This is a genomic window from Streptomyces sp. NPDC050315 (assembly GCF_040655775.1).
Taxonomy (GTDB): Bacteria; Actinomycetota; Actinomycetes; order Streptomycetales; family Streptomycetaceae; genus Streptomyces.
The window spans coordinates 667,855-693,463 of record NZ_JBFAKN010000002.1 but is presented as its reverse complement, the minus strand read 5'-3'; the positions used below and the strand labels follow the sequence as shown (position 1 = coordinate 693,463).

23 protein-coding genes and 3 tRNA genes are annotated in these 25,609 nt (G+C 73.8%); 13 read left to right on the top strand and 13 right to left on the bottom strand.

Features of this window, described 5'->3' with window-relative positions; genetic code table 11:
* Positions 1-6: 6 nt before the first annotated feature.
* Positions 7-336 carry a cupin gene (locus tag AB0I82_RS10115; RefSeq protein ID WP_363256671.1) on the bottom strand — a complete coding sequence of 110 codons (330 nt, stop codon included), beginning with the start codon at positions 334-336 and terminating at the stop codon, positions 7-9.
* 161 nt (positions 337-497) lie between these two features.
* On the opposite strand from AB0I82_RS10115, the gene cutA reads away from it, so the two are divergent.
* The 3 genes from cutA (at position 498) to AB0I82_RS10100 (ending at position 2,476) form a co-directional block, all read left to right on the top strand.
* Positions 498-842 carry a divalent-cation tolerance protein CutA gene (gene cutA, locus AB0I82_RS10110; protein ID WP_363256670.1) on the top strand — a complete coding sequence of 115 codons (345 nt, stop codon included), beginning with the start codon at positions 498-500 and terminating at the stop codon, positions 840-842.
* A 110-nt stretch (positions 843-952) separates the two neighbouring features.
* Complete coding sequence (locus AB0I82_RS10105) at positions 953-1,465, top strand: gamma-glutamylcyclotransferase family protein (protein ID WP_363256669.1); 513 nt, start codon at positions 953-955, stop codon at positions 1,463-1,465.
* A gap of 6 nt (positions 1,466-1,471) precedes the next feature.
* Positions 1,472-2,476 (top strand): adenosine deaminase, encoded by a 1,005-nt coding sequence (locus tag AB0I82_RS10100; protein ID WP_363256668.1) that lies wholly within the window; start codon positions 1,472-1,474, stop codon positions 2,474-2,476.
* 48 nt (positions 2,477-2,524) lie between these two features.
* Here AB0I82_RS10100 and AB0I82_RS10095 read toward each other — a convergent pair whose 3' ends face one another.
* Entirely contained in the window at positions 2,525-4,606 is a 2,082-nt protein-coding gene (locus AB0I82_RS10095; RefSeq protein WP_363256667.1) for a molybdopterin oxidoreductase family protein, read from the bottom strand.
* Between the two features lie 219 nt (positions 4,607-4,825).
* On the opposite strand from AB0I82_RS10095, the gene AB0I82_RS10090 reads away from it, so the two are divergent.
* The 6 genes from AB0I82_RS10090 to AB0I82_RS10065 all read left to right on the top strand — a co-directional run bounded on the left by AB0I82_RS10090 (position 4,826) and on the right by AB0I82_RS10065 (position 12,272).
* Entirely contained in the window at positions 4,826-5,656 is an 831-nt protein-coding gene (locus AB0I82_RS10090; RefSeq protein ID WP_363256666.1) for a sirohydrochlorin chelatase, read from the top strand.
* Positions 5,653-7,089: a deoxyguanosinetriphosphate triphosphohydrolase gene (locus AB0I82_RS10085; protein ID WP_363256665.1), complete on the top strand. Its 1,437-nt coding sequence runs from the start codon at positions 5,653-5,655 to the stop codon at positions 7,087-7,089. Before AB0I82_RS10090 ends, AB0I82_RS10085 begins: the two co-directional genes overlap by 4 nt.
* A 179-nt stretch (positions 7,090-7,268) precedes the next feature.
* Positions 7,269-8,534, top strand: a complete 1,266-nt coding sequence (locus AB0I82_RS10080) for an FAD-dependent oxidoreductase (protein ID WP_363256664.1) — start codon at positions 7,269-7,271, stop codon at positions 8,532-8,534.
* Positions 8,535-8,544: 10 nt separating this feature from the next.
* The gene (locus AB0I82_RS10075) at positions 8,545-9,018 is read left to right on the top strand and encodes a GNAT family N-acetyltransferase (protein ID WP_363256663.1); all 474 of its coding nucleotides are present in this window, start codon (positions 8,545-8,547) and stop codon (positions 9,016-9,018) included.
* Between the two features lie 9 nt (positions 9,019-9,027).
* Positions 9,028-10,932: a DNA primase gene (dnaG, locus tag AB0I82_RS10070; RefSeq protein WP_363256662.1), complete on the top strand. Its 1,905-nt coding sequence runs from the start codon at positions 9,028-9,030 to the stop codon at positions 10,930-10,932.
* Between the two features lie 197 nt (positions 10,933-11,129).
* The gene (locus tag AB0I82_RS10065; protein WP_363256924.1) at positions 11,130-12,272 is read left to right on the top strand and encodes an RNA polymerase sigma factor; all 1,143 of its coding nucleotides are present in this window, start codon (positions 11,130-11,132) and stop codon (positions 12,270-12,272) included.
* 38 nt (positions 12,273-12,310) lie between these two features.
* Here the strand turns inward: AB0I82_RS10065 and AB0I82_RS10060 are convergent, their stop codons facing one another.
* Positions 12,311-13,804 carry an FGGY family carbohydrate kinase gene (locus AB0I82_RS10060; RefSeq protein WP_363256661.1) on the bottom strand — a complete coding sequence of 498 codons (1,494 nt, stop codon included), beginning with the start codon at positions 13,802-13,804 and terminating at the stop codon, positions 12,311-12,313.
* A gap of 111 nt (positions 13,805-13,915) precedes the next feature.
* On the bottom strand, positions 13,916-14,215 hold the full coding sequence (locus AB0I82_RS10055) for a YtxH domain-containing protein (protein ID WP_363256660.1): 300 nt from the start codon (positions 14,213-14,215) through the stop codon (positions 13,916-13,918).
* Positions 14,216-14,433: 218 nt separating this feature from the next.
* Between AB0I82_RS10055 and AB0I82_RS10050 the strand changes: the two genes are divergently transcribed.
* From AB0I82_RS10050 to AB0I82_RS10040, 3 genes are all read left to right on the top strand, one after another.
* Positions 14,434-14,506, top strand: a tRNA-Asn gene (locus AB0I82_RS10050).
* A gap of 5 nt (positions 14,507-14,511) precedes the next feature.
* Positions 14,512-14,584, top strand: a tRNA-Asn gene (locus tag AB0I82_RS10045).
* A gap of 276 nt (positions 14,585-14,860) precedes the next feature.
* A tRNA-Ile gene (locus AB0I82_RS10040) sits at positions 14,861-14,934 on the top strand.
* A gap of 103 nt (positions 14,935-15,037) precedes the next feature.
* Here AB0I82_RS10040 and lysA read toward each other — a convergent pair.
* Positions 15,038-16,351 carry a diaminopimelate decarboxylase gene (lysA, locus tag AB0I82_RS10035; protein ID WP_363256659.1) on the bottom strand — a complete coding sequence of 438 codons (1,314 nt, stop codon included), beginning with the start codon at positions 16,349-16,351 and terminating at the stop codon, positions 15,038-15,040.
* 250 nt (positions 16,352-16,601) lie between these two features.
* Here lysA and AB0I82_RS10030 point away from each other — a divergent pair, with 250 nt between their 5' ends.
* Entirely contained in the window at positions 16,602-18,482 is a 1,881-nt protein-coding gene (locus AB0I82_RS10030) for a helix-turn-helix domain-containing protein (RefSeq protein WP_363256658.1), read from the top strand.
* Between the two features lie 21 nt (positions 18,483-18,503).
* On the opposite strand, the gene paaE is transcribed toward AB0I82_RS10030, so the two are convergent.
* The 8 genes from paaE to AB0I82_RS09990 form a co-directional block, all read right to left on the bottom strand.
* Positions 18,504-19,619: a 1,2-phenylacetyl-CoA epoxidase subunit PaaE gene (gene paaE / locus AB0I82_RS10025; protein WP_363256657.1), complete on the bottom strand. Its 1,116-nt coding sequence runs from the start codon at positions 19,617-19,619 to the stop codon at positions 18,504-18,506.
* Complete coding sequence (paaD, locus tag AB0I82_RS10020) at positions 19,619-20,173, bottom strand: 1,2-phenylacetyl-CoA epoxidase subunit PaaD (protein WP_363256923.1); 555 nt, start codon at positions 20,171-20,173, stop codon at positions 19,619-19,621. Before paaD ends, paaE begins: the two co-directional genes overlap by 1 nt.
* Before the next feature lie 2 nt (positions 20,174-20,175).
* Complete coding sequence (gene paaC, locus AB0I82_RS10015; protein WP_363256656.1) at positions 20,176-21,066, bottom strand: 1,2-phenylacetyl-CoA epoxidase subunit PaaC; 891 nt, start codon at positions 21,064-21,066, stop codon at positions 20,176-20,178.
* Between the two features lie 55 nt (positions 21,067-21,121).
* The gene (paaB, locus tag AB0I82_RS10010; protein WP_363256655.1) at positions 21,122-21,448 is read right to left on the bottom strand and encodes a 1,2-phenylacetyl-CoA epoxidase subunit PaaB; all 327 of its coding nucleotides are present in this window, start codon (positions 21,446-21,448) and stop codon (positions 21,122-21,124) included.
* The gene (gene paaA / locus AB0I82_RS10005; protein WP_363256654.1) at positions 21,445-22,485 is read right to left on the bottom strand and encodes a 1,2-phenylacetyl-CoA epoxidase subunit PaaA; all 1,041 of its coding nucleotides are present in this window, start codon (positions 22,483-22,485) and stop codon (positions 21,445-21,447) included. The genes paaB and paaA overlap by 4 nt, the downstream gene beginning before the upstream one ends.
* Before the next feature lie 146 nt (positions 22,486-22,631).
* A complete protein-coding gene (locus AB0I82_RS10000; protein ID WP_363256653.1) occupies positions 22,632-23,537 on the bottom strand; it encodes a 3-hydroxyacyl-CoA dehydrogenase family protein in 906 nt (301 codons plus the stop codon).
* A complete protein-coding gene (locus AB0I82_RS09995) occupies positions 23,534-24,373 on the bottom strand; it encodes an enoyl-CoA hydratase/isomerase family protein (protein ID WP_363256652.1) in 840 nt (279 codons plus the stop codon). The genes AB0I82_RS10000 and AB0I82_RS09995 overlap by 4 nt, the downstream gene beginning before the upstream one ends.
* Positions 24,370-25,608, bottom strand: coding sequence for a thiolase family protein (locus AB0I82_RS09990; protein WP_363256651.1), 1,239 nt, complete (start codon positions 25,606-25,608; stop codon positions 24,370-24,372). The genes AB0I82_RS09995 and AB0I82_RS09990 overlap by 4 nt, the downstream gene beginning before the upstream one ends.
* Between the last annotated feature and the right edge of the window lies 1 nt (position 25,609).

The window sequence follows — 25,609 nt, the reverse complement described above, 5'->3', positions numbered from 1 at the left end:
CCGCGCTCACATCCCGTCGACGTGCGTCACCGAAGTCAGCAGTACGGCGGAGTTCTCCACCGCCGTCACGCCGTGCTTCTCGCGCGGGATCTGCGCGACCTGCCCGGCGATCATGTCCTGCTTGCCGCGGTCCGTCGTGATCTGCACGTGCCCGTGCAGGATCTGCATGCTGCCGGCCGGCGGCGAGACGTGTTCGTCCAGCGAGGCGCCGCCGATCAGCGCGATCACGGTCTGCCGCAGCGGCCCGTCGTGCAGGAAGAGCCGCGCGCTGCGGCCGTGCGGGTCGGCCTTGGCGTCGTCGAGCTGCTGGCGGGCGAGGGCGGTGAGGTCGTCCATGAGGGGGCCCTTCGGTCGCGGACGTGCGGCGGTCCGGTGGCGTGGTCCTGTCCCCATCCTCGCGGGTGCACGGGGCGCCGCAAGTCATCGGCGCGCCGTGGTACCCGTGGATGCGGAAGGATCAGGTACCCGCCCGTCCGCGACCCAAAAGGACCGTTTCCGTGACCGACCTGCCCGAGCAGACCGCACCGCCCGCATTCCTGACCGTGCTGACGACGACCGACGCGGCGGACAAGGCCGAGGCCCTGGCCCGCGGCGCGATCGAAGCGCGCCTGGCGGCGTGCGCCCAGGTCAGCGCGCCGGTCACCTCGGTGTACCGCTGGGGCGGCGCGATCGAGACCAGCGAGGAGTGGCAGGTACTCCTCAAAACGACCGGCAACCGCTACCAGGAACTGGAGGAGTACCTCCGCGGCGCCCACGACTACGACACCCCGGAGATCATCGCCACCCCGATCATCCACGGCGCCGCGGATTACCTGGCGTGGATCGAGGAGGAGACCCGGTAGGGGAGATCCGGTAGCGGCCGGGCAGCCGTCCCGGTGGACCTCCCCGCCAGTGATGCGCGGCGGCCTGGCATGGTTGCGAGTGGGAAGAACGAACACGAGGAGAACGACCCATGAGTGACCGGCCCGCCGAGCGGCTGCCCTTCTTCGTCTACGGGACGCTGCGCCCAGGAGAGGCCAATCACGCCTGGGCGCTGCGCGGCCGTACCGCGGCGGAGCAGCCGGCGCTGATCCATGGGGCGCTGCTGTACGACGGGCCCGGCTATCCGTATGCGATCCAGGGGCCCGCCGACGCGGTGGTGCACGGCCACGTCATCACGCCCGCCGAAGGCGCGTACGACGAGGTCCTGGCGGTCCTGGACCGGCTGGAGGGCTACACCCCGGGCGCGCCGGACAACGACTACGACCGGGTGGTCTGCGAGGCGGTCCTCCCGGACGGCGCGACCGTCCGCGCCTGGGTCTACCTCGCCGCCGAGCCCCTGGCCGGCCGCCTCCGTGCCACCGGCACCGCGGTCCCCGGTGGCGACTGGCTCGCCACCGGTCTTCGTGCCGCGGGCCCGGTGGGCCCCGGCGTCGCCGCCAACGAGGGCCGCGCCTTCGCGGCCACCACCCAGGAAGGTGCGTGAGCCGCCATGACCACCGCCCATCCCCATCCCCCGATCCCCAAGGCCGAACTGCACCTGCACATCGAGGGAACGCTCGAACCCGAGCTGGCGTTCCGGCTTGCCGAGCGCAACGGTGTCGCGCTGCCGTACGCCTCCGAGGAGGAGCTGCGCCGCGCCTACTCGTTCAGCGACCTGCAGTCCTTCCTGGATCTGTACTACGCGCTGATGGCCGTGCTGCGCACCGAGGAGGACTTCGCCGATCTCGCGAACGCCTATCTCGCCCGGGCGAAGGAGCAGGGCGTGCGGCACGCGGAGATCTTCTTCGATCCGCAGGCGCACACGGCGCGTGGCGTGCCGATCGGCACCGTCATCGAGGGCCTGGGGCGGGCGCTGGACGCCGCCCAGGAGACGTACGGCATCACGACCCGGCTCATCATGTGCTTCCTGCGGGACGAGAGCGCGGAGTCGGCGCTGGAGACCTTCGAGACGGCGCGCCCGTACCTGGACCGGATCACCGCGGTCGGGCTGGACTCCGCCGAGGTCGGCAACCCGCCGTCGAAGTTCCGCGAGGTGTACGCGCGGGCGCGGGAGGCCGGGCTGAAGTGCGTGGCGCACGCCGGTGAGGAGGGGCCGCCCGCATACGTGTGGGAGGCGCTGGACGTGCTCGGGGTGGACCGGGTCGACCACGGGGTGCGGTGCATGGAGGACGCGGACCTGGTGGCGCGGCTGGCCGCCGAGCAGGTGCCGCTCACCGTCTGCCCGCTGTCCAACGTCCGGCTGCGGGTGATCGACGACCTGGCCGACCACCCGCTGCCCGCCATGCTGGACGCGGGCCTGCTGGTGACCGTGAACTCCGACGATCCGGCCTACTTCGGCGGGTACGCGCACGACAACTTCACGGCCGTACGGGACGCGCTGCGGCTGGACCAGGAGACGCTGCGCACGCTGGCCCGTAACTCCTTCACGGCGTCGTTCCTGGATGAGGGGACGCGCGCCGCGTACTTGAAGGAGGTCGACGCGCACGGCCGGTAAGCGGTGACGTGCGTCGACGCGCACGGCCGGTAAGCGGTGAAGTGCGGGTCAATCGGCGGCCCTCGACAGCCGGACCGCGCAGACCTTGAATTCCGGCATCCGGGAGGTCGGGTCCAGGGCCGGATTGGTGAGGGTGTTGGCGCGGCCCTCGCCCGGCCAGTGGAACGGCATGAAGACCGTGTCGGAGCGGATGGTGCCGGTCAGCCGGGCGGGCGCCACCGCCCGGCCGCGCCGGGACTCCACCGCGACCCGGTCCCCCTCGCCGATGCCGTACCGCTCCGCGAGCAGCGGGTGGATCTGCACGAACGGGCCGGGAGCCGCCGCGTTCAGCTCCGCCACGCGCCGGGTCTGCGCGCCCGACTGGTACTGCGCGAGCACCCGCCCGGTGGTCAGCAGTACCGGGTACTCGGCGTCGGCCTCCTCCGAGGACGCGCGGTGCGAGACCGGTACGAAGCGGGCCCGGCCGTCCGGGGTGGCGAACCGGTCCAGGAAGAGGCGAGGGGTTCCCGGGTGCGTCTCCTCGGGGCACGGCCAGAAGACGCCGTCCTCCGAGGCGATGCGCCGGTAGCTGATCCCGGAGTAGTCCGCCGCGCCGCCCTCCGAGGCGCGGCGCAGCTCCTCGAAGACCTCTTCCGGATCGGCGGGGAAGCCCTTCTCGTGGCCCAGCCGCGCCGCCAGTCCGTTCAGCACCGCCAGGTCCGTGCGGACACCGGGCGGCGGGTCCACGGCGCGGCGGCGAAGCAGTACACGGCCCTCCAGGTTCGTCGTCGTACCGGTCTCCTCCGCCCACTGCGTCACCGGCAGCACCACATCCGCCAGCGCCGCCGTCTCCGAGAGGACCACGTCCGCGACGGCCAGGAAGTCCAGCGAGCGGATGCGCTCCTCCACGTGCGCGGCGCGCGGCGCGGAGACGACCGGGTTGGAGCCCATCAGGAGCAGCGCGCGTACGTCCGTGCCGAGCGAGTCCAGCAGCTCGTACGCGCTGCGGCCGGGGCCGGGCAGGCTGTCCGGGGAGACGCCCCAGACGGCCGCCACGTGCTCCCTGGCGGCCGGATCGTCCAGCTTGCGGTAGCCGGGCAGCTGGTCGGCCTTCTGGCCGTGCTCGCGGCCGCCCTGGCCGTTGCCCTGGCCGGTGAGGCAGCCGTACCCGGACAGCTCCCGGCCGGCCCGGCCCGTGGCCAGGCACAGGTTGATCCACGCGCCGACCGTGTCGGTGCCCTTGGCCTGCTGTTCGGGGCCGCGCGCGGTGAGCACCATCGAGGAGTCGGCGTCGCAGAACAGGGCGACGGCCTCGCGCAGTTCCGGCACCGGCACGCCCGTGATCCGCTCCACCAGCTCCGGCCAGTGCGCCATCGCGGCGGCCCGCGCCTCGGGCCAGCCGGTGGTGCGCTCCGCGATGAACGCCTCGTCCGTACGGCCCTGGGCGACGACGAGGTGCAGCAGCCCGAGGGCCAGCGCGAGGTCGGTTCCGGGGCGCGGCGCGAGATGCAGATCGGCCGCCTCGGCGGTCTTCGTGCGGCGCGGATCGACGACGATCAGCTTGCCGCCGTTCTCGCGCAGTTCGGTCAGGTAGCGCAGCGCGGGCGGCATGGTCTCGGCGAGGTTGGAGCCCACCAGGATCACGCACCCCGTACGGGCCACGTCCGCCAGCGGGAAGGGCATGCCGCGGTCCAGGCCGAACGCGCGCCCGTGTGCCGCGGCCGCCGAGGACATGCAGAACCGGCCGTTGTAGTCGATCTGCGAGGTGCCGAGCGCGACCCGCGCGAACTTGCCCAGCGCGTACGCCTTCTCATTGGTCAGGCCGCCGCCCCCGAAGACGCCCACCGCATCGTTCCCGTATACGGTCCGGGCGTCGTGCAAACCCGCGGCGATCCGGTCCAGGGCCTCGTCCCAGGTGGCGGGCCGCAGCGTCCCACCGTCCCTGACCAGCGGTTCCGTCAGCCGTACCCGCTGGTCCAGCACCTCGGCGGCGGTGCGGCCCTTGCCGCACAGCGCCCCGCGGTTCACGGGGAAGTCCGGGCGCTCGACCACCTGTACCGTGCCCTGCTCCGGGCGCAGCGACATTCCGCACTGCAAGGAGCAGTACGGACAGTGCGTGTCGACCGTGCGGGTCGTGACGTCGGCGTTCATACGGTCACGGTGCAACGCGCGCGTTTCCGCCGCCGCCCCCTGGTGTTACGTGCCCGGCACGGGTCCCTCCCCGGGGCGCGGCCGAACCCGTGAGGGCGGAGAAACGACTCGTCACCCCTGCGCAACGCTCCGGCAACTCTCCGCTGCCAGGCTCCCTCCATGACGGCGTCGAACGCGCACCTTCCCGCAGCGGTTCCCTTCGACAGTACGGCGCACCTCATGACAGAGATCACCACACAGCTCAGCGTCCAGCTCAGCCGGGTCAGACTCCACAGCCGCCGCACCCTTCCGGGCGGCCCCGCCGGCACACCGATGCCGCCGACGCTCGTCGCGGTCGCCCACGGAAGCCGCGATCCGCGCGCCCTGGAGACCGTCACCGCGCTGCTGGACCGGATACGCACCCTGCGCCCCGGCCTCCCGGTGCGCCTGGGGCACATCGAACTGAACGAGCCGCTGCTGCCCGACACCCTGGCCGGGCTGGCGGGCGACGCCGTCCTCGTACCGCTGCTGCTGAGCCGCGGCTACCACACCAAGTGCGACATACCTGCGATGGCCGCCGCCGCGCCGCAGGTCAGCACCCGTATCGCGGCGCCGCTCGGGCCGCACTCGCTGCTCGCCGAGGCCCTCCACGAACGGCTGACGGAGGCCGGGACGCGGCCCGAGGAGCCCGGCACGGGGATAGTCCTGGCCGCGGCCGGCTCGCGGGATCCCGACTCGGCCACCGACACCGAACGCACCGCCCGGCTGCTCTCCGTACGGCTGGACGGCGTGCCCGTCGTACCGGGCTACGCGGCGGGCGCCGGCGCCACCGTGGAGGAGGCCGCCGCGACCCTGCGGGCGCGCGGCCTGCGGCCCGTCCTCGCCTCGTACTTCACCGCGCCCGGCCGCTTCGCCACCGCCTCCGCCGCCGCCGTCCTCGGGCCCGCCGCCGCGCCCCTCGGCGACCACCCGGCCCTCGCCCGGCTCGTCCTGCACCGCTACGACCAGTCGCTCCGCTCGCGTACCGCTTCCGACCGAGAGGGGGCCGGGGCGGCTACCGTCGCGGTATGACGGGTACGACCCCCAACTCACCAGAACCACGGGCAGGCCGCGCGGCGCACCGTGCCGGGCGGCCCGTGGGCACCTCGTACGACAACGATCTGTACAACGGCGACCGGTACGGCGCCGCGTACGACGACGCCGACATCGAGCGCTGGGGCGCCGAGCCGGACAAGCGCCCCGGCCGTACGGCGTTCCAGCGGGACCGCGCGCGGGTGCTGCACTCCGCCGCGCTGCGCAGACTGGCCGGCAAGACCCAGGTCGTCACGCCCGGCGTCGCCGCGTCCGGCACCGGCGCGCACGCCTGGGACGCGACCCCGCGCACCCGGCTCACGCACTCCCTGGAGTGCGCGCAGGTGGGGCGGGAGCTGGGCGCGGCGCTCGGCTGCGACCCGGACCTGGTCGAGACCGCCTGCCTGGCGCACGACCTGGGCCACCCGCCCTTCGGGCACAACGGCGAGGAGGCCCTGAACGAAGTCGCCGCGCCCTGCGGCGGCTTCGAGGGCAACGCGCAGTCCCTGCGGCTGCTGGCCCGGCTGGAGCCGAAACGGTTCATCACCGCCGCCGACGGCCGCGTCGTCAGCGTCGGCCTCAACCTCACGCGCGCCGCCCTGGACGCGGCGACCAAGTACCCCTGGGGGCGCGGCGGCCACCCCCAGGACCCGCGCTCGCGCAAGTTCGGGGTGTACGCGGACGACCTGCCCGTCTTCCGGTGGCTGCGGCAGGGCGCCCCCGAAGGCGCGCGCAGCTTCGAAGCACAGGTCATGGACTGGTCCGACGACGTGGCGTACTCGGTGCACGACGTGGAGGACGGGCTGCACGCCGGGCACCTGGACCCGGCCGTGCTGTACGCGGACCCCGAGCGCGCCGAGATCTTCGCGGTGGCCGCCGACCGGTACGCGCCCGGCGCCGGCGACGCGGAGCTGGGAGCGGCCCTGGACCGGCTGCTGGAGCAGGAGTGGTGGCCGCACGGCTACGACGGCTCCGCGGTCGCCCAGGCGCGGCTGAAGGACGCCACCAGCCAGCTGATCGGCCGGTTCTGCCTCGCCGCGGAAGCCGCCACCCGCGCCGCGTACGGCACCGGGCGGCTCACCCGGTACCGCGCCGAACTGGTTGTCCCCGAAGAGGCCCGCCTCGAATGCGCCGTACTGAAGGCGGTCGCCGACCGGTACGTGATGCAGCGCCCCGACCAAGAGGCGCTGCGGGCCGAACAGCGGGTCATCATCGCGGAGCTGGCCGAGGCGCTGCTCGCGCGCGCCCCGGACGGCCTCGACCCGCAGTTCCGTTCGCTCTTCGACGGCGCCGGGGACGACACCGCACGAATGCGCGCCGTCATCGACCAGATCGCCGCCCTCACGGACGCCTCGGCGCGCACCCTGCACGCCCGCCTCACCCGCCCCATGGGCCTCACAGAACCACGTCGTCCGCCCGCGCGTGACAACTAAGGGTGACGTAGCAAGGGCCTACCCTCTTCCCCCATCACGCTCTGTGCGGGACGCTCGAACCCCCGCCGGTGCTGAGAGCTTCGAACGGGGTATGGCTTTTTCGAACGGGGGCGCAAACGGGGGCCGAACGGGGGGCGTTCAAGGCGCAGACGCACTGCGCCGCAGCGAGGAGGAAGCAAGTGGTCGACGCACACCAGACGTTCGTCATCGTCGGCGGTGGCCTGGCCGGGGCAAAGGCAGCCGAGACCCTCCGGTCGGAGGGGTTCAGCGGCCGGGTGATCCTCATCTGTGACGAGCGCGACCACCCGTACGAACGGCCGCCGCTCTCCAAGGACTTCCTGATCGGCAAGGCCGAACGGGACAGCGTCTTCGTGCACGAGCCGGCGTGGTACGCGCGCAGCGACATCGAGCTGCATCTCGGCCAGCCCGCCGTGGCCCTGGACCCGGTGGCCCGTACGGTACGGCTCGGCGACGGCACCCTGATCGCGTACGACAAGCTGCTGCTGGCCACCGGAGCCGAGCCGCGCCGCCTGGACATCCCCGGCACCGACCTGGCCGGCGTCCACCACCTGCGCCGCCTCGCGCACGCCGAACGGCTGCGCGGCGTGCTGGCCTCCCTCGGCCGGGACAACGGCCACCTCGTGATCGCCGGCGCCGGCTGGATCGGCCTGGAGGTCGCCGCGGCCGCCCGCTCCTACGGCGCCGAGGTCACCATCGTCGAGCCCGCGCCGACCCCGCTGCACCACGTCCTCGGCCCCGAGATCGGCGGGCTCTTCACCGAGCTGCACCGCGAGCACGGCGTCCGCTTCCACTTCGGCGCCACGCTCACCGAGATCACCGGCCAGGGCGGCGTCGTCCTGGCCGCGCAGACCGACACCGGCGAGGAGCACCCGGCGCACGACGTGCTCGCCGCGATCGGCGCCGCGCCCCGCACCGCCCTCGCCGAGCAGGCCGGGCTGGCCCTCGCGGACCGCGCCCAGGGCGGCGGCATCGTCGTGGACGCCTCGCTGCGCACGTCCGACCCGCACATCTTCGCGGCCGGCGACGTGGCCGCGGCCGCGCACCCGGTCCTGGACACCCGGTTGCGCGTGGAGCACTGGGCCAACGCGCTCAACGGCGGCCCCGCCGCGGCCCGCGCCATGCTCGGCCAGGAAGTCAGCTACGACCGCATCCCGTACTTCTTCTCCGACCAGTACGACGTCGGCCTGGAGTACTCGGGATACGCGCCACCGGGCTCCTACGAGCAGGTCGTGCTCCGCGGCGACGTCGGCAAGCGCGAGTTCATCGCCTGCTGGCTGGACGCCGGCGGCCGGCTGCTGGCCGCGATGAACGTCAACGTGTGGGACGTCACCGAGCCGCTGCAGGCCATGATCCGTTCGGGGCGCGCCCTGGACGCGGAGGCGCTGGCCGATCCGACGGTGCCGCTGGAGTCGTTCCTCGCGTAGCGTGCGCCCCATGGCGATCCGTACGAAAGCGGTCCCGCGGGCGGAGATCTTCGACCTGCGCCGGTCGGTGCTCCGCCCCGGGCTGCCCGCCGACGCCGCGGTGTATCCGGAGGACGCGGACCCGGGCGTCTTCCACATGGCGGCGTACGACGGGGACACCCTGGCCGCCTGCGCGACCTTCTTCCCCGACCCGGTGCCGGGCGAGGAGGCCGTCCCCGCGTACCGCTTCCGCGGCATGGCCAGCTCGCCCGAGGCACGCGGGCGGGGCTTCGGGGCCGCCGTGCTGCGCGCGGGCATCCAGGAGGCGGCCCGCCGCGGTGCGGAGCTGGTGTGGTGCAACGGGCGGGTCTCCGCGCGCGGCTTCTACGAGCGGATGGGCTTCACCACGGACGGCGCGACCTTCGAGATCGTGCCGAGTGGCGCGCATCACCGCTTCGTCTTCAAGATCTCGGCCGATCCCGCCGATGTCGGTGGTCCCCCGTAGAATTCTCGCGTGGCAGGCAGGATCAACGATGACGACGTGCGGGCGGTGCGGGACGCGGTCCCGATCGACGCCGTCGTGTCCGAGTACCTCCAGCTCAGGAACGCCGGCGGCGGCAATCTGAAGGGCCTCTGCCCCTTCCACGACGAGAAGTCCCCCTCCTTCCACGTCAGCCCCAGCAAGGGGCTGTACCACTGCTTCGGCTGCCAGGAGGGCGGCGACACCGTCGACTTCATCATGAAGGTCGACCACCTCTCCTTCGCCGAGACCATCGAGCGGCTCGCCTCCCAGGCGGGCATCACGCTGCGGTACGAAGAGGGCGGATACGCCCCCGGGCGCCAGCAGGGCGAGCGCACCCGCCTCGTCGAGGCGCACAAGGTGGCCGCGCAGTTCTACATCGACCAGCTCGACAGCCCCGAGGCCGAGATCGGCCGGAAGTTCCTCGCCGAGCGCGGCTTCGACCAGGCCGCGGCCCAGCACTTCGGCGTGGGGTACAGCCCCGCGGGCTGGGACCACCTCACCCGCTTCCTGCGCGGCCGCGGCTTCACGGACAAGGAGCTGATCCTCTCCGGCCTCTCCCAGGACGGCCGCCGCGGCCCCATCGACCGCTTCCGCGGCCGCCTGATGTGGCCCATCCGCGACATCGCGGGCGAGGTCGTCGGCTTCGGCGCCCGCAAGCTCCGCGACGACGACAACGGCCCCAAGTACCTCAACACCCCCGAAACCCCGATCTACCGCAAGTCCCATGTCCTGTACGGCATCGACCTCGCGAAGAAGGAGATCGCCAAGGGGAACCGCGCGGTGGTCGTCGAGGGCTACACCGACGTCATGGCCTGCCACCTCGCCGGTGTGCGCAGCGCCATCGCGACCTGCGGCACGTCCTTCGGCGAGGGCCACATCAAGATCCTCCGTCGGCTCCTGATGGACAACAGCGGCTCCGAGGTCGTCTTCACCTTCGACGGCGACGCGGCGGGCCAGAAGGCGGCGCTGCGCGCCTTCGAGGATGACCAGAAGTTCGCCGCCGAGACCTCCATCGCGATCACGCCCGGCGGCATGGACCCCTGTGAGCTGCGCCTCGCCAAGGGGGACGAGGCCGTCGCCGACCTGGTGGAGTCCCGTACACCGCTCTTCGAGTTCGCGCTGCGCCAGCTCGTCGCGCGGCACAATCTGGCCACCCCGGTCGGCCGCGCCGCCGCGCTGGACGAGGCCGCGCCCATCGTCGCCAACATCAAGAACAGCTCCATCCAGCACGAGACGGCCGTCCAGCTGGCCGGCCTGCTCGGCATCCTGGACACCCAGTTCGTGGTCCGCCGCGTCTCCCAGCTGGCCCGCTGGGCCCGTGAGCGCGGCCGGGACCCGAGGGAGGCCCAGAGCAGGCCGCAGCGGCGCGGCGCCGAGCCCGCGCAGCCCGCGGCCTCCGAGACCCCTCGGGGCCCCGCGCTGAACCTCCGCAGCCCGGCCCATCGCGTCGAGCGCGAGCTGCTCAAGCTCGCCCTGCAGCGCCCCGACCTGGTCGCCCCGACGTTCGACGCGTACGGCACCGACGAGTTCACCGCGCCCCCGTATGCCGTGGTCCGCCGCTGCATCGAGGACGCCGGCGGCACGGCCGCGGCGGACGCCGGCTTCCTCACCCGCGTCCGCGAGGCCGCCCCCGACGACACGGTCCGCTCGATGGTCACGGAGCTGGCCGTCGAGCCGCTGCACACCCGCCGCGACCCGGACGAGCTGTACGCGGGCGTGCAGCTCGTCGCCGTCCGGCTGGCCGCCGTCCGGCAGCGCTGCGCCGAGATCCACGGCGCGCTGCAGCGCCACGACCCGCGCACGGGCGGCGAGCAGTACACCGCCCTGCAGCAGGAGCTGTGGGTGCTGGAGCAGTACGCCCAGTCCCTCCGCGAGCGCGGCGCCGCGGCCCTCTGAGGGCACGGACCGGGTCCTCGGAAACCGGACCGGCTCGTTCTGTGTAACCGCCCGGTCACCCGCTGAAGGCAAAAAGTCGCCGCACGCCCCTCGTGGCGGGAGTGTGTCGTACTCCACACTGAGGAACGGTGCCTGAGTCCTCGGAGCGCGACGGATCCGGACGTACAGAGCCGGAGCCCGACGCCAACCCGCTTCTTATGTACGGGACGGACGGCGGCTCGGCCGCAGCCGTACCCGACCTTTGTGCCGCCTCAGCAGCGATCACCCTGGAGGTCGCCCCCGTGCAGACACGGAGCCTCGCCGACGCGCCGCCCGCCGCGGCCGCCACCGTGCCCCAGCAGGCCGAGCCGCCCGCCCCCGAGATGCTGTCCGAAGAGCCGGACCCGGCACCGGAGCCGCCACCGGAGCGGCAGAGGCCCGAGGCGGGCGGCCCGTCCTCCGACCTCTTCCGGCAGTACCTCCGCGAGATCGGCCGCATCCCGCTGCTCAGCGCCGCCGAGGAGGTCGAGCTGGCCCGCCGCGTGGAAGCCGGCCTGTTCGCCGAGGCGAAGCTCGCAGGCACCCCCGACCTGGACTCCCAGCTGGCGCTGGACCTAGACAAGCTGGTGGTACTGGGCCGCATGGCCAAGCGCCGCCTGATCGAGGCCAACCTCCGCCTGGTCGTCTCGGTCGCCAAGCGGTACGTCGGCCGCGGCCTGACCATGCTCGACCTCGTACAGGAGGGCAACCTCGGACTGATCCGCGCGGTCGAGAAGTTCGACTACGCCCGCGGGTACAAGTTCTCCACGTACGCGACGTGGTGGATCCGCCAGGCCATGTCCCGCGCGCTCGCCGACCAGGCCCGTACGATCCGGGTCCCGGTGCACGTCGTCGAGCTGATCAACCGCGTCGTACGGGTCCAGCGCCGGATGCTCCAGGAGCGCGGCTACGAACCGACCCCCGAAGAGGTCGCCGCCCAGCTCGACCTGCCCGAGGAGCGCGTCAGCGAGGTGCTGCGCCTCGCCCAGGAGCCGGTCTCGCTGCACGCCCCGGTCGGCGAGGAGGACGACGTCGCGCTCGGCGACCTCATCGAGGACGGCGACGCCGCGTCCCCCGTCGAGTCCGCCGCCTTCCTGCTGCTGCGCGAGCACCTCGAAGCGGTGCTCTCCACGCTCGGCGAGCGCGAGCGCAAGGTCGTCCAGCTCCGTTACGGCCTGGCCGACGGCCGGCCGCGGACGCTGGAGGAGATAGGCCGCATCTTCGGCGTCACCCGCGAACGCATCCGCCAGATCGAGTCCAAGACCCTGAACAAGCTCCGCGATCACGCCTTCGCCGATCAGCTGCGCGGCTACCTCGACTGAGCGGTTACCTGGACTGAGGGCGTCCGCTGCGGCCCCCCTCAGGCCTCGGCTGCCTCCGGGCTTCCGGCAGGGCTCGCGGCCGCCTCCTGGCCGCCCGTCGCCGCCGCGAACGCGCCCGGGTGCGTCTCGTCCCGTACCGACGCGTACTGCTGCCGCACCGCCTGCCCCACGGCCAGCTCCTCGCCCGGCTCGAAGACCTGGCAGGCCGCGGCCGGCCAGCGCGGCGGCTCCTGCGCCGTGTGCGTGCCGTGCGCGAGGCCCAGCGCCCACGCCGCCTGCCGGGCCGCGCCCACCGCCGCGTAGTCCGCCGGCTGCGGCACCACGACCTGCGCGCCCAGCAGCGCGGGCGCGGCGGCCTGTACGGCACCCAGCTCGGCCGCGGCACCCAGCAGGAACACCCTGCGCACCGGTACGCCCCGCCCGCGCAGCACGTCCAGGGCGTCCGCGAGGCCGCACAGCATGCCCTCGACGGCGGCGCGCGCCATGTGCTCGGGCTTCATGCTCTCCCGCCGCAGCCCGTGCAGCGAGCCCGCGGTGTGCGGCAGATGAGGCGTCCGCTCGCCCTCCAGATAGGGCAGCATCACCATTCCGTACGAGCCCGGCGTCGACTTCAGCGCCAGGTCCGACAGGCCCTCCAGGTCCGTCCCGAGCGCCTCGGCCATGCCGCGCAGCACCCGTACGGCGTTGCTGGTGTGGACGACCGGCAGATGCATGCCGGTCGCGTCCGCGAAGGAGGTGATCGTTCCCGTCGAGTCCGCCAGCGCCTCGTGGTGGATCCCGAAGACCGACCCGGAGGCGCCCAGCGACACCACGGCGTCCCCGGTGCCCACGCCCAGCCCGAAGGCGGCGGCCATCGTCTCGCCCGTACCGGCGGAGATCAGCAGCCCCTCCGGCGTCACCCCGGCCGCGTCGGCGGGGCCCAGCACCTCGGGAAGCCGCACCTGGTGCCCGAGCGCCAGCTCGACCAGATCGGGCCGGTAGGCGCCGCTCGCCGCCGACCAGAAGCCGGTCCCGGACGCCCCGCCCCGGTCCGTCGTGCGCCGCGCGGGCCGTCCCAGCAGCTGCCAGACCAGCCAGTCGTGCGGCTGCAGGATCTCGGCGACGCGGGCGGCGTGCTCGGGCTCCGTACGCGCCAGCCAGCGCAACTTCGCCACCGGCTGCGCGGCGTGCGGTACGGAACCCACGCCCTCCGCCCACGCCGAGCGCCCCCCGAGCGCGTCGATCAGGTCGGCCGCCGCGCTCTGCGCCCGCTTGTCGTTGCCCATGAGGGCCGGCCGGACCAGCGCACCGTCGGCGTCCAGCGGGAGCAGGCCGTGCTGCTGCGCCGAGACGCCGATCGCCTGTACGCCCTCCAGGAGCCCGTCGGCGGCCGCCTCACCGAGTGACATCAGCCACGTCTGCGGATCGACATCGGGCCCCTTCCCGTCAGGATGCGGGGCGTACCCCTGCCTGACGACGGCACCCGTTTCGGTGTCGCAGACGACGATGCGTGTACTTGCGGACGAGCTGTCCAACCCGGCGACTATCCCCATGCGCCTGATGATGCCGTATGAGACGGGAGGTACGGAAAGCCGGTCTCCCCGGGTCGCGCGGCGGCGGCCCGGCGAGACCGGCGGGTCCGGCCGTGCGACCGGCTGTGTGGGTCAGGTATTGCTGGTGCCCCAGTCGTCGTCCGCGCCGGAACGCTGCTCGCGCAGCGAACGCACGCGGTCTGTCACGGAGTTCGGCATCTTGTCGCCGACCTTGGCCGATACCGCGTCGTACGCCTTGTTCGCGGCCTGCCGGCCGGTCTGCGCGGCGGACTCGGCGGTGTTGCGGACGGCGGGGTTCTGCGCGACCCGCTGCGCACTCTTGCGCAGCTGTTCGTACCGCTCCCGCCCGGCCCGGGTGCCGAGCACGTATCCGATGGCCAGTCCCGCGATGAACGTGAGCCGGTAGCGCATCGCTCCACCTCTCTGTCTGTCGGTCCCGCTCCGGGGTGCTCCCGTCGGAGCGGCGAGCCGCTGGCTGTACTGCTCTCACCGGTACCCGGGGCCCGGGTGATCACCCATGGGCATACCGATTGGCAAAGCACCCCCCTGCTTGCGCTAATGTATGTGTCGCAGCGAGCGCACGCCGCCCGGAAGCCCGGACCGGAGTGCATTCGAGGCACACAGATCAATCCCCTGTAGCTCAATTGGCAGAGCAGCCGGCTGTTAACCGGCAGGTTACTGGTTCGAGTCCAGTCGGGGGAGCGCAGTCCCCTGTAGCTCAATTGGCAGAGCATTCGGCTGTTAACCGGAGGGTTACTGGTTCGAGTCCAGTCGGGGGAGCAGGAGGAAGAGGACCCCGCGAGGGGTCCTTTTTCGTGTCCGGAACCGTCCGGGGCGGCGCCGGGAGCGGAGTTGGGGCGGCGTCGGGAATCGAACACCCGGACCACTCCAAAGAGTGATCCTCTGGGCGGAACCGAACGGTGGGTGATCGCAGTCTTCACGACCGCACGCAGCGGGCCGCTCCGCGCTCGACACCCACCCTCACGGGCAGCAGATCGTATGAGCGGCTATGCTGCGGCAGACGGCGCGCACAAATGTGCGCGGCGCGCCGTTACGGGGGCGGTAGCTCAGCCGGTTAGAGCAGCGGACTCATAATCCGTCGGCCGTGGGTTCGAGTCCCACCCGCCCCACCGCCCGTACCTGAGCAGAAACGATCTGACCGGGGAGCGCACCGCTGCAGGGCCGTCACACGAGACGTGTGGCGGCCCGTTTGCGTGTTCGGGGCGGGGGCTCTCAAGGCTGCTGTGCGGGCTCGCTTACGTCCCGTCGCAGTAGGTCCTCGTACGTTTCGCGGCGGACGACCTCGCGGGCCGTGCCGTGGTGGCAGAAGACGACGGGTGGGCGGCGGGCGCCGTTGTAGTTGTTGGCCAGGGAGTAGCAGTACGCGCCGGTGACCGGGACGGCGATGGTGTCGCCGACGCGGGGCGCGCGCAGTGGGACGTCGCGGATCAGGGTGTCGCCGGACTCGCAGTGCCGGCCCACCAGGTCGCAGGGCTCGCCGCCGCCCACGCGCGCGGCGACCGTGGCTTCGAAGCGCTGCCCGTAGAGCATCGGCTCCAGGTTGTCGCCCATGCCGCCGTCGACCGCGACCAGCGTGCGCGGCCCCGGCTTCACGGTCACCGCGCGGTAGAGGGTGAGCGCGGCGCCGGCGACCAGGGAGCGGCCGGGCTCGATGAGCAGGCGGGCCGACGCCGGGAGCCGGTCGCGGGCCGCGTCGGTGAGGGTGCGGACGTACTCCTCGATGCTCGGCGGGGCGTCGTCGTAGGTGTAGCGCACGCCGAGGCCGCCGCCCAGGTCGTACACCGCGTGCGCGCCCAGCTCGCCGAGCGCGCCCAGCGCCTCCACGGCGCGGGCGAACGGCGCGGTGTCCAGCAGCTGCGAGCCGACGTGGACGTGCAGGCCGTCCAGGCGGAGCCGGTCGCTCGTCCGGAGCCGGGCGGCGGCACGGACCGCGTCCGGGACCGCGAGGCCGAACTTGGAGCCGCGGTGCCCGGTGGCCATCGCCTCGTGCGTGTCCGCCTCGACCTCCGGTATGACGCGGAGCAGGACGCGCTGCTCGGAGCCGCTCGGGACGAGGCGCTCCAGGCGGTCGATGTCGTCCTCGTTGTCCACCACGACCGTCCCGGCGCCCGCCTCGACGGCCATGGCCAGTTCCTCGTCGGTCTTGGCGTTGCCGTGCACGACGATGCGGGCCGGGTCGGCGCCGGCGGCGAGCGCGGCGGCCAGCTCGCCGCCTCCGGCGACATCGACGCCCAGGCCCTCCTCGGTGAGCACGCGGATCACCGCGGTGCAGGGGAACGCCTTGGAGGCGAAGACGGCTTGGCTGTCCGGCCAATGGGCGGCGAGGGCCCGTACGTACTGCCGGGCGCGGTCGCGCAGGGCGGCCTCGTCGACGATCACGGCGGGCGTACCGAAGCGTGCGGCGAGGTCCGTCAGCCGGCAGCCGCCGACCACCAGCTCGCCGTCCCGGTCCAGGTGGGAGCCGGGCGGGAAGAGCCCTACGAGGTCGGTTGCGGGGGCCGGGGCGGGGCGCGCTGACACGGTCACGGGTGCGGCTCCTGTCACTGGAGGGGGCGTTTTCCGGCGGACTGCGCGGGCTATCGTGGCAGCCCACAGGGGCCGGCGCTCCGGCCGATCGACGCAGGAAATGAGGGGGGCGTTGTCGGATTCCACAACGGGGTCGGGGGTGGGGGCGGGTGCCGCTTCCGGGACGGGGGCGGGGTCTGGGATCGGGACGGGGTCTGCTCCCGGGACGGGGTCGGGCTTCGCGTCCGGGGCGGGGTCGGGCTCCGCTTCCGTGTCTGCGCCTCCGACGGCCTCCACGCCCGCGCCTCCGCCTGCGTCTGCGCCGGTCTTCACGCCCGCTTTCGCGCCTGCGTCCACGCCGGACTTCGCGCCCGCGTCTACGCCCGCGCCCGTCGTCGCGCCGGGTAGGCCGCTGGGTGAGCGGGCCGCCGGCACGTTGCGGCTGCTCGTCGAGGGGGCGCCCGGCGTTCTCGTGCGGGTGCTGGCTGCGCCGGCGGGCCTGGGCGCCCCCGTACGCGGCACGGTGATCCATGATCCGGGCGACCCGCTGCCGCCCTCGCCCGCCGCGCTCCTGCTGCTCGTCGGCACCGAGGTGGCGGACCCGGAGGCGTGCGCGGTGCTGCGGCGGGCGGCCGCGCAGGGGTTCACCGCCGTCGTGGTCAAGCAGCGCGGCCAGGACCCGGCGCGGCTGGCCGAGGCGGCGGCGGGCTGCGGGATCGCGGTACTGGCGGCCGCGGACGCGGTGCCGTGGCGGCAGGTGGACGCGGAGCTGAGCTGCGCACTCGCGGCGTACGGGATCGGCGGCGCGGTCGGCGCGGCACCGGCCGGCGGGGAGGAGCTGTTCGCGCTCGCCGACACCCTCGCGGCCGTGACCGGCGGCTCGGTGGCCATCGAGGACCTGGACCAGAACGTCGTCGCGTACTCCAAGGTTCCCGGCCAGCGGATCGACGCGCTGCGCGAGCGCGGCATCCTCCAGCGCCGTGTCCCCGACATCCCCGAACAGCGCCGCCAGTACCGCGAGGTGCTCGGCGCACCCGGCGTCGTCCGCTTCCCCGCCGACGGCGACGAGCTGGCACGGGCCGCCGTCGCCGTACGGGCCGGGGCGCTGCCGCTCGGCACGCTCTGGGCGATCGAACCGGCCGGCGGGCTGCCCGACGACGCCGCGGCGGCCCTCCAGGACGCCGCCCGGCTCGCCGCACCGCACCTGCTGCGCGCACTGCACTCACCGGAAACGGAGCGCCGCCTGCGCCGGGACGCCTTCCGCGCCGTACTGCACGACGCGGGCCCGCCCCCGGAGGAGGCAGCGGCGCGGCTGGGGCTGCGCCCCGGTACTGAGTTCTGCGTGGCGGCTTTCGCGCCGGGCGTGGCCTTCGCGCCGGGCTCGGGGTTCGGGCCGGGCGCCGGGTCCGGGTCGGGCTCGGCCGGCGGACGGACCGCCGGGCTCGGTGGGTCCGGCACCGCGGGCGCCGGTGCCGCTCCGCTCGGCGGGTCAGCTTCGGCCGGTACCCGTACCCGTACCGGTACTGGTACGGCTACCGAGGCCGCCCTGCTGGGGCACCTCGAGTCGGTGCTGGTGCGGCACTGTGCCGCGCACCGGGACACGGCCACCGTGGCCGCCACGGTCGACGCCGTACACGTACTGCTGCCGGGTACTGGGGAGGCGGCGGCCCGGCGGTTTGCCGACGCGGCGTTGGCGGCCGTTCGTGCGGCGGTCGGTGACGGCGTACGCGCTGCGGTCACCCGCGCGCACACCGACCTGCTGCAGCCCGCGGCGTTGCGCCGCGAGGCGGACGACGTGTTGCGTGCGACGGCGCGCGACGGGCACGCGCGCCCGGCGGCCACGGCCGGCGACGTCCGCCACCGCATCCTGCTGGACCGCCTCGGGGACGAGCTGGACCGCGACCCCTGGCTGCGGCTGCCGGGCGTCACCGCGCTGCTGGCGCACGACCGCGAGCAGGGCACGGACTACGCGGGCACGCTCACGGCGTGGCTGGCCGCGGTCGGCGACGTGGCCTCGGCCGCGGCCCGCCTCACGGTGCACCCGAACACCCTGCGCCATCGCCTGCGCCGCATCCGCGAGCTGTTCCCGCTGGACCTCGACGACCCGGACGTACGACTGGCGGCGTGGCTGGAACTGCGGGGCCGGACCTGAGAGCCGCCCAGCGGAGGGACGTCAGCTGTCGAAGTCGACTATCAGGGTCTCGGAGGCCGGGAAGGTCTGGCAGGTGAGGACGTAGCCGGCCTCGACCTCGGAGGTCTCCAGGGCGAAGTTGCGGCGCATGTCGGCCTCGCCGCCGCGGATCAGCGCGCGGCACGTGCCGCAGACGCCGCCCTTGCAGGCGAACGGGACGTCCGGGCGGGCCTGCTGGGCGCCGTCCAGTATGGCGCGGTCGCGGGGGAGCGGCTGGGTCGTCGTCCGGCCGTCGAGGGTGATCGTGACCTCGCTGACCGGGCCGTCGGCCGCGGCCTCTTCATGCCGCGCCTCGCGCACCGGCTCGTCGTCGGCGTAGAACAGCTCCTGGTGCACGCGGTCCTCGGGCACGCCCAGGTCGGCCAGTACCTGCTGCGCGTCGCGGACCATGCCGTGCGGACCGCACAGCCACCAGTGGTCGGCGTCCGCCACGTCGACCAGCGAGCCGATGAGCGCGGACAGGCGGTCGGCGTCCAGCCGCCCGGAGAGCAGTTCGGCCTCGCGCGGCTCCCGGGAGAGGACGTGACCGAGCTGGAAGCGGGTGGGGTAACGATCCTTCAGGTCGGCCAGCTCGTCCGCGAACATCACCGTCGCCGTGCGGCGATTGCCGTAGAAGAGCGTCACGCGCGAGCTGTCGTCGGCGGCCAGCACGGACGCGGCGATGGAGAGCATCGGGGTGATCCCGGAGCCGGCCGCGATCAGGACGTGATGGCCGGGGACGGTGAGGTCGGGCGTGAAGAAGCCGGTGGGCGCCATCACCTCGACGGTGTCCCCCGGGCGCACCTCGTCCACCAGCCAGGACGAGAACAGGCCGCCGGGCACGACGCGGACGCCGATGCGCGGGGTGTCGCCGACGGGCGCGCAGATGCTGTACGAGCGGCGCTCGTCGCGGCCCTCGATCTCCCGGCGGAGGGTGAGCGACTGGCCGGGCGCGAACGCGAACTCCTCGGCCAGCTCCTCCGGTACCTCGAAGCTCACGGCGGCGGAGTCGTCGGTCAGCCGCTCGACCGCGGCGACGCGGAGGGAGTGGAACGCCGGACGCCGGCGGGCCGGGGCCGCCGCCGGGGCGGGCGAGGCGGGCGCGGTGGGGGCGGTCATCAGATCTCCTTGACGTGCTCGTACGGTTCCCGGCAGCTGCGGCAGCGGCGCAGCGCCCGGCAGGAGGTGGCGCCGAAGCGGGAGAGCTCCTCGGTGTCGGCGGAGCCGCAGCGCGGGCAGGGCACGGCCCGGCGGGTCGGCGACAGGTCCAGCAGGACCGGGCCGCCGGTGCGGCGCGGGGCCGGGCCGGGCGGCGCGATGCCGTGCTCGGCGAGCTTGCGGCGGCCCTCCTCGGAGATCCAGTCCGTCGTCCACGGCGGGTCCAGCACCGTTTCGATACGTACGTCCGCATACCCGGCGGCGCGCAGCCGGGCCGCGAGCGTGGCCCGCATTTCGGCCATGGCCGGGCAGCCCGAGTAGGTCGGGGTCATGGTCGCGGTGACCGAGCCGTCCGGCGCCACCTCGACGGCGCGCAGGACGCCCAGCTCGGCGAGGGTGACCATGGGCAGCTCGGGGTCGACGACCTCGGCGGCTATTCGCCGGGCGTGGGCCGCGGCGGTCTCCGGCGCGCCGCCGTCGCGGTCGCCGTGGAGAACGTGCAGGGTCGCGGCCATCGTCACCACGCGGCTTCCGGGTGCGCGCGGGCGAGGACCTGAAGCTCGGCGAGGAGCGGCGCCAGATGCTCCGTGCGGTCACCGTCCCGGCCCGCGCCCGGTATGGCCATGACCTGCGCGGGAGTCGTCAGTCCGGCGGCCTCGGCGACCTGCGCGAGCACCGCGCGGGTGGCCTCGGCGACCTCCTCGGCGGGCGCGCCGAAGCCCTCGGCGGTCCGGTCCGCGTACAGCTCGTCCAGCCAGGGGGCGAGCTCCGTCCAGGCGGCCTGCATCCGGCGGTGCGACTCGTCCGTACCGTCACCGAGCCGGACGACCCACTCCGCCGCGTACTGCCGGTGGTACGTCAGCTCCTTGACGCCCTTCGCGGCCACCGCCGCCAGCACCGGATCGGCACAGCCGGCCAGCCGCTCGAACAGGGCCAGCCGCCACGCGGACTGGGCCAGCAGCCGCCCGACGCAGCACGCGAAGTCGCCGCGGGGCAGCTCCGCCAGGCGTACGTTGCGGAAGTCCGCCGCGTCGCGGAAGTAGGCGTACGCGTCCTCGCCGCGCCCCGTGCCGTCGGCCTGCCCGGCGCGGGCGTACAGCAGCCGGGCCTGGCCGAGCAGGTCGAGGCCGATGTTGGCGAGCGCCATCTCCTCCTCCAGCTCGGGGGCGCGGGTGCACCACTCGGCCAGCCGCTGCGCGGTGATCAGCGCGTCGTCCCCGAGGGCCACGCAGACCGCCGCCAGCGCGGCCGCGTCCACGCCCTCGGGAAGCGCCGTCGGCACGCCGTGCAGCGGGTCGGCGAAGCCCGTGCCGAAGGCCCAGCGGGCGTCGCCCTCGTCGCCGTCGGCCAGCGAGAGGTACACGTGCTCGTCGGCCGCTTCGCGGGCTTCACTCATGTCGGCTGCCATGTCCTAGCTGCTCCTGATCGATCCTGTTCGCGGGCTCGGCCGGTTCGCGTGCCCCCTAGATGTGCGGGACGTCCGCCGGGATGTCGTAGAAGGTCGGGTGGCGGTAGACCTTGTCGCCGCTGGGCTCGAAGAACGGGTCCTTCTCGTCGGGCGTGGACGCCACGATGTGGTCGCTGCGCACGGCCCAGAGGGAGACGCCTTCGTTCCGCCGGGTGTAGAGGTCGCGGGCGTGCGTGAGCGCCATCCGGTCGTCGGCGGCGCGCAGCGACCCGACATGCACGTGGTTCAGGCCGCGCTTGCTGCGTACGAAGATCTCGTACAGCGGCCACTGGCCCTTGGGGTGGTGCTGTGCCGCCTCCGGGTGGCCCTGCGTCTCGCTCATGCCGCGCGCTCCTTCTCGTCCTCGCGGGCCCGCTCGGCCTGCTTGGCGGCGTGTGCCGCCGCTGCTTCGCGCACCCAGGCGCCTTCCTCGTGGGCCGTGCGGCGCCGGGTCATCCGCTCGGCGTTGCACGGCCCGTCGCCCTTGATGACCCGCATCAGCTCGCTGAAGTCGGGGGTGCCGAAGTCGTGGTGGCCGCGCTCCTCGTTCCACTTCAGCTCGGGGTCGGGGAGGGTGACGCCGAGCAGCTCGGCCTGCGGAACGGTCATGTCGACGAACTTCTGGCGCAGCTCGTCGTTGGAGTGGCGCTTGATGCGCCAGGCCATCGACTGCGCGGAGTTCGGCGAGTCGTCGTCCGGCGGGCCGAACATCATCAGGGACGGCCACCACCAGCGGTTCACGGCGTCCTGCACCATGTCGCGCTGCGCCTGCGTGCCCGCCATCATCGTCCGCAGCAGCTCATAGCCCTGCCGCTGGTGGAACGACTCCTCCTTGCAGACCCGCACCATGGCTCGTGCGTACGGGCCGTACGAACTGCGGCACAGCGGGACCTGATTGCAGATCGCGGCGCCGTCCACGAACCAGCCGATCACGCCGACGTCGGCGAAGGTCGGGGTGGGGTAGTTGAAGATCGAGGAGTACTTCTGCCGGCCCTCGATCAGCCGGTCGGTCAGGTCGTCGCGGTCCGCGCCCAGGGTCTCGGCCGCGGAGTACAGGTACAGGCCGTGCCCTGCCTCGTCCTGGACCTTCGCGAAGAGGATCGCCTTGCGGCGCAGCGAGGGGGCGCGAGTGATCCACGCGCCTTCCGGCTGCATGCCGATGATCTCGGAGTGGGCGTGCTGGGCGATCTGCCGGATCAGCGTCCTGCGGTACCCCTCCGGCATCCAGTCCCGCGGCTCGACGCGCTGGTCACGGGCGATCGTGCGGTCGAAGTGCGCCTGGAGCTCGGGCTCCTGGAGATCGTTCTCCCGAAGCGCGGGCTCCTGGGGCGGCGCCGCGGTGTCGCCCGGTGACGAGGATGCAGAGCTTGGCATGTCCATCCTTCCCAACCGACCGTTCGTTCGGTTACTTAGTCTCGTGTATTGCGGCGTGTATGGCAAGAGGCGGCCATGAATCGTTCGGCGGTATTCGAAGGCGGGCCGGGGCCGGCGGTGGGCGGGTGGCTCCGCCGGGCTCCTCGCCGGGCTCAGTCCCAGGTGCAGAACCCCTGGCCGGTCTTGCGGCCCAGCTTGCCGCGGGCGACCTTCTCGCGGAGCAGCGCCGGCGGCGCGAACCGCTCGCCCAGCGTGGCCTGCAAGTACTCGGCTATCGCGAGGCGGACGTCCAGGCCGACCAGGTCCGTCAGCCTCAGCGGGCCCATGGGGTGCTTGTACCCCAGGCTCATCGCGGCGTCGATCGCGGCGGGCTCCGCCACGCCCTCCTCGACCATCCGCACCGCCTCCAGGCCGAGCGCCAGCCCCAGCCGGCTGCTGGCGAAGCCGGGGGAGTCCTTGACCACGACGTCGGTCTTGCCGAGCGCGTGCGTCCAGGCGAGCGCCGACTGCAGCGTGGCGTCCGCGGTCTCCGGGGCGACGACCAGCTCGATCAGCGCCGAGGCGGGTACAGGGTTGAAGAAGTGCATACCGAGGAAGCGGGCGGGGCGCCGGAGCGCGGCACCGAGCTCGGTGACCGACAGGGAGCTGGTGTTCGTCGCCAGTACGGTGTCGTCGGAGACCGCCTGCTCGGCCGCGGCCAGCAGCTTCGCCTTGAGCGCGGCGTCCTCCGGTACGGCCTCGACGACCAGCTCGATGCCGGCGGGCAGCTCCTCGGGGGACGCGGCCGTGGCGACCCGGGCCAGTACCGTCTCCGCCGGCTCGGCGAGCTTGCCGCGCTCGGCGGCGCGCGCGAGCCCGGTGGCCACCCGGTCCAGCGCGGCGGCCGCGGCCTCGGCGCCGCTCTCGACGACCGTGACCCGCGACCCGATGGCCGCGAACGACTGGGCTATGCCGGCGCCCATCCGGCCGCCCCCGATGACGGCCACGGCCTCCGGCACGACGGCGTTCGTCTCCGGTGCGGCGGCGCCCGCCGCCGTACCCTCCACTCCCGCGCTCATGACCGCTCCCCCTTCATCTCCGAGCCCTTCTTCGCCGGGCCCCTCTTCTCCAAGAACCGCGTCATCCGGTCCTGCTTGTCCTGCCCCTCGAAGAGCACCGCCTGTGCGAGGTCGTCGGCGACCGGATGCGCGCCGGGTGCGTCCACCACGAGCTTCGTCAGGCGCAGTGCCGTCGCCGAGGAGCGCGCCATGCGGTCCAGTACGGCGTGTGCCCGGTCCAGCAGCTCGTCGGCCGGTACGACCTCCATGACCAGGCCCGCGGCGAGCGCCGCCGGTGCGTCCAAGTTCCGCCCGGCGAGCAGTACTTGCTTGGCGATCGACTCGCCGACCAGCTCCGGCAGCCGCCAGGACGCGCCGGCCGCGGCCAGGATGCCCAGCCCCGGCTCCGGGTTCCCGAACACCGCGTCCGGCCCGGCGATCCGGAGGTCGCAGGCGTAACTCAGCTCCGCGCCGCCGCCCAGCGCCCAGCCGTCCACCGCGGCCAGCGTCGGCATCGGCAGCCGGCGCACCCGCTCGAACAGCCGGCTGTTGATGCCGCGCAGCGCGTCGTCCCGGCCGCGGCGCAGCAGCTCGGCGATGTCCGCGCCGCCCGCGAAGACGCCGCCGTGCCCGGTGAGCAGCAGCAGCCTCGGGTCGCGCTCCAGCAGGTCGCAGACGGCGTGCAGCTCGGAGATCATCAGGCCGCTGAGGGCGTTGCGCGCCTCGGGTCGGCACAGGGTCACCACGACCCGGTCGTCCCGCTCCTCGACGCGCAGCGTCTCGTACGGCCCGTCCGCCGCGGTGCGGCTGGTGCCTACCGGCGGGTGGCCCGGAGTCGTCGCTGTCGTCTCGCTCATATCCGCTCCACCAGCATCGCGACCCCCTGTCCGACGCCCACGCAGAGCGTGGCCAGGCCCTTGTGGGCGTCCTCGCGCTCCAGGCGGCCCAGCAGCGTCAGCAGGATGCGGGCGCCGGAGCAGCCGAGGGGGTGGCCGAGCGCGATGGCGCCGCCGTCGGCGTTGACCTTGTCCTCGTCCAGGCCGAGCCGCCGGGTGACGGCCAGGGACTGGGCGGCGAAGGCTTCGTTCAGCTCGATCGCGTCCAGGTCGGAGATCTTCCAGTCCGCGCGGGCCAGCGCCTTCTCCGTGGCCGGCACCGGGCCCAGGCCCATGAGGTTCGGCTGGAGGCCCGCCGAGGCGGAGGTGACGATGCGGGCCCGGGGCGTCAGGCCGTGCTGCCGCACCGCCTCGGCGCTCGCCACCAGCAGCGCGGCCGCGCCGTCGGAGAGCGGCGAGGAGGAGCCGGCGGTCACGACGCCGCCCTCGCGGAAGATCGTCCGCAGCGTGCCGAGCTTGTCGAGGGTCGTGCCGGGGCGCGGGCCCTCGTCGCGGGTCACCTCGCCGTCCGGGCCCTGCCGGCCGCCCTTGACCGGTACCGGAACGATCTCCCGGTCGAAGTGGCCGGCCTCCTGCGCGGCGACCGCCCGCTGGTGGCTGCGGAGCGCGAAGGCGTCGCACTCGGCCCGCGTGATGCCGTCGAGCGCCGCGACCTCCTCGGCGGTCTCGCCCATGGAGAGCGTCGTCTTGGCCGTATCGGGGCCGGACCCGGCCACCTCGCGGTCGGCAGCCGCGAACCTGGGGTTGGTGAACCGCCAGCCCAGTGACGTGTCGTGCACCTCGCCCGGCTTCGCCCAGGGGGTGCCGGGCTTGGCCATCACCCAGGGCGCGCGGGTCATCGACTCCACGCCGCCCGCCACGACCAGGTCCGCCTCGCCCGCCCTGATGGCCTGCGCGGCCGAGGCGACGGCGGTCAGACCGGACGCGCACAGGCGGTTGACGGTGTAACCGGGGACGGTGTGCGGCAGGCCGGCCAGCAGTACGGCCATCCGCGCCACGTCGCGGTTGTCCTCGCCGGCCTGGTTGGCCGCGCCGAGTATGACCTCGTCGACCGCCTCGGCCGGGGCGCCGGCGCGGCGCACCGCCTCGCCGACCACCAGGGCGGCCAGATCGTCGGGGCGTACGGAGGCCAGCGCGCCGCCGTACCGGCCCTGCGGCGTACGGGCGCCGTCGACCAGATAGACCTCGTCGGACACG

What these genes read in the sequence shown, in the direction of transcription:
- AB0I82_RS10105 (WP_363256669.1), top strand. Translation starts at nt 953, where the DNA reads ATGAGTGACCGGCCCGCCGAGCGGCTGCCCTTCTTCGTCTACGGGACG.
- AB0I82_RS10000 (WP_363256653.1), bottom strand. Translation starts at nt 23,537, where the DNA reads ATGAGCGCGGGAGTGGAGGGTACGGCGGCGGGCGCCGCCGCACCGGAG.
- paaC (WP_363256656.1), bottom strand. Translation starts at nt 21,066, where the DNA reads ATGGCAGCCGACATGAGTGAAGCCCGCGAAGCGGCCGACGAGCACGTG.
- paaD (WP_363256923.1), bottom strand. Translation starts at nt 20,173, where the DNA reads ATGGCCGCGACCCTGCACGTTCTCCACGGCGACCGCGACGGCGGCGCG.
- AB0I82_RS10075 (WP_363256663.1), top strand. Translation starts at nt 8,545, where the DNA reads ATGGCGATCCGTACGAAAGCGGTCCCGCGGGCGGAGATCTTCGACCTG.
- AB0I82_RS10085 (WP_363256665.1), top strand. Translation starts at nt 5,653, where the DNA reads ATGACGGGTACGACCCCCAACTCACCAGAACCACGGGCAGGCCGCGCG.
- AB0I82_RS10065 (WP_363256924.1), top strand. Translation starts at nt 11,130, where the DNA reads ATGTACGGGACGGACGGCGGCTCGGCCGCAGCCGTACCCGACCTTTGT.
- paaB (WP_363256655.1), bottom strand. Translation starts at nt 21,448, where the DNA reads ATGAGCGAGACGCAGGGCCACCCGGAGGCGGCACAGCACCACCCCAAG.
- AB0I82_RS10055 (WP_363256660.1), bottom strand. Translation starts at nt 14,215, where the DNA reads ATGCGCTACCGGCTCACGTTCATCGCGGGACTGGCCATCGGATACGTG.
- AB0I82_RS10090 (WP_363256666.1), top strand. Translation starts at nt 4,826, where the DNA reads ATGACAGAGATCACCACACAGCTCAGCGTCCAGCTCAGCCGGGTCAGA.
- paaA (WP_363256654.1), bottom strand. Translation starts at nt 22,485, where the DNA reads ATGGACATGCCAAGCTCTGCATCCTCGTCACCGGGCGACACCGCGGCG.
- AB0I82_RS10060 (WP_363256661.1), bottom strand. Translation starts at nt 13,804, where the DNA reads ATGGGGATAGTCGCCGGGTTGGACAGCTCGTCCGCAAGTACACGCATC.
- AB0I82_RS10115 (WP_363256671.1), bottom strand. Translation starts at nt 336, where the DNA reads ATGGACGACCTCACCGCCCTCGCCCGCCAGCAGCTCGACGACGCCAAG.
- AB0I82_RS10095 (WP_363256667.1), bottom strand. Translation starts at nt 4,606, where the DNA reads ATGAACGCCGACGTCACGACCCGCACGGTCGACACGCACTGTCCGTAC.
- paaE (WP_363256657.1), bottom strand. Translation starts at nt 19,619, where the DNA reads ATGACCGCCCCCACCGCGCCCGCCTCGCCCGCCCCGGCGGCGGCCCCG.
- AB0I82_RS09995 (WP_363256652.1), bottom strand. Translation starts at nt 24,373, where the DNA reads ATGAGCGAGACGACAGCGACGACTCCGGGCCACCCGCCGGTAGGCACC.
- AB0I82_RS10100 (WP_363256668.1), top strand. Translation starts at nt 1,472, where the DNA reads ATGACCACCGCCCATCCCCATCCCCCGATCCCCAAGGCCGAACTGCAC.